Source organism: Acidobacteriota bacterium (genome assembly GCA_016196065.1).
Classification (GTDB): domain Bacteria; phylum Acidobacteriota; class Terriglobia; order Terriglobales; family Acidobacteriaceae; genus Acidiflorens.
On record JACPYL010000028.1, the window covers coordinates 1 to 1,524 of the forward strand.

The 1,524-nt window shown below is 58.4% G+C and carries 2 protein-coding genes; both read right to left on the bottom strand.

Annotation, left to right across the window (positions count from 1 at the left end):
- Positions 1-928: hypothetical protein (locus tag HY010_23630; protein MBI3478731.1), on the bottom strand; the 928-nt coding region annotated here is incomplete at its 3' end.
- A gap of 398 nt (positions 929-1,326) precedes the next feature.
- Positions 1,327-1,524, bottom strand: a 198-nt coding sequence (locus HY010_23635) for an IS5/IS1182 family transposase (GenBank protein MBI3478732.1), incomplete at its 5' end; no start/stop codon positions are given.

The following is a 1,524-nucleotide window of genomic DNA, read 5'->3' on the forward strand; positions in this document are numbered from 1 at the left end:
GCTTTTTTACGGCTGGAAACTCGAAGAGTTCCGAGTTGCAAACTGTGCCCGTCGCAGCGGTGTGTTTCGCATTCATTTCAACCCAATAGACATTGGGTCGAGAACACCGTTGCGACTTTTTCAACGAAATTTTCGGGCTAAACCGCGCCGCGCTGCCGATTCCGTCAGTGATGCCACCCGCAGTGGCCGATCCAGCGAGGGTGCTAACTGTTCCATCGGGTGCAATTTTACGAACAGTCGTATTGCCTTCCTCGGCCACGTAAAGATTCCCTTGTTTGTCAAAGACCAGATCGGATGGGTACTTAAAAAGCGCACTGCCTGCCGCCCCGTCCTGGCTGCCGTCGATGCCGGCCTGTCCGGCAAAAGTGCTTACCGTGCCGTCGGGTGTAATTTTCCGAATCGTGTGATTGAAGGCGTCGCTGACATACACGTTATCCGCGCTATCCAGTGTGACGTATCGGGGGTGATTGAACCGGGCGGCGCTGCCGACTCCATCAACCGAACCGGTTGCGCCAACCATCCCGGCCAGGGTCGTAAATGTGTAAATACCATTGGTGCTCCCGTTGCCCGCGCCCGCCTGCACTATGGAGTAATTCAAGCCGGCGATCACCAGCGTTGCTGCGCGTGCCGCTGTCGATGGATTGGCTGCTACCGTGTAGTTGATGATGCCATTGCTAGAGCCGCTGCCCGGTGATGTGAGCGTGATCCACGCGCTTGAATTGACCACGTTCCAAGAACAGCCATTGGTTGAGCTGATTGAGAAGCTGCCATTTCCACCGGTAGCACCAAACGCGGCGGTGTTTGCCGACAACGAAATGTTGCACGCCGGTTGGACGGTTAGATTGGCCACCGTGCTCGCGACCGCACCGACCGCGTTACCGACCACCACGTAGTACGCACCGGCATCCCCGGCCTGAATATTGTTCAACGTAAGGGAACTGGTGGCTGCGCCAAGATACGGGAGTGTTTTTGAAGAACCATTGGTAAGCGAGCGGCGCGGCACCTGTGGCGGGTGCGGTGAAAGTCACGGACGATCCTGCCCTGACGTTCTGATCCTGCGGTTGTCCAGTAATGGCGGGTGCCGGCACCGTCACGGCGAGGATGCTCGCATTCGGGTTGCTGGTGGTTGGAGAATGTGTGTCCGAGAAGACGAGATTCACATTAGAGTCGATCAGGAATAAGGGGTTGATTTTACGGGAGTTGATCGAGGTTTGAAATTCAGCGATTCAGGCGGCGGCTCCGTGTCGGCAGGTCCATCGGTAATTGTGGAGCGTGCAGCCGATCTCCATCACGGCATCCACCATTCCTTGGCGCCGGTTGCGAAATTCATCCCGCAGGATGCATGCGCAGGCGCTTCACACTGGCCAGGGTGTGTTCCACCACCACCCGCGCCCGCGCCAACAGCCGGTTGAACGCGCGCCGCTGCCAGTGCCGCTTGCGTCCCTTGGGTTTCTTCCACGGCGTGATCAGCGTGGCCGCGCCCGGATCCAGTCCGGCAAATCCGCGGTCGCCCAGCACCGTCAC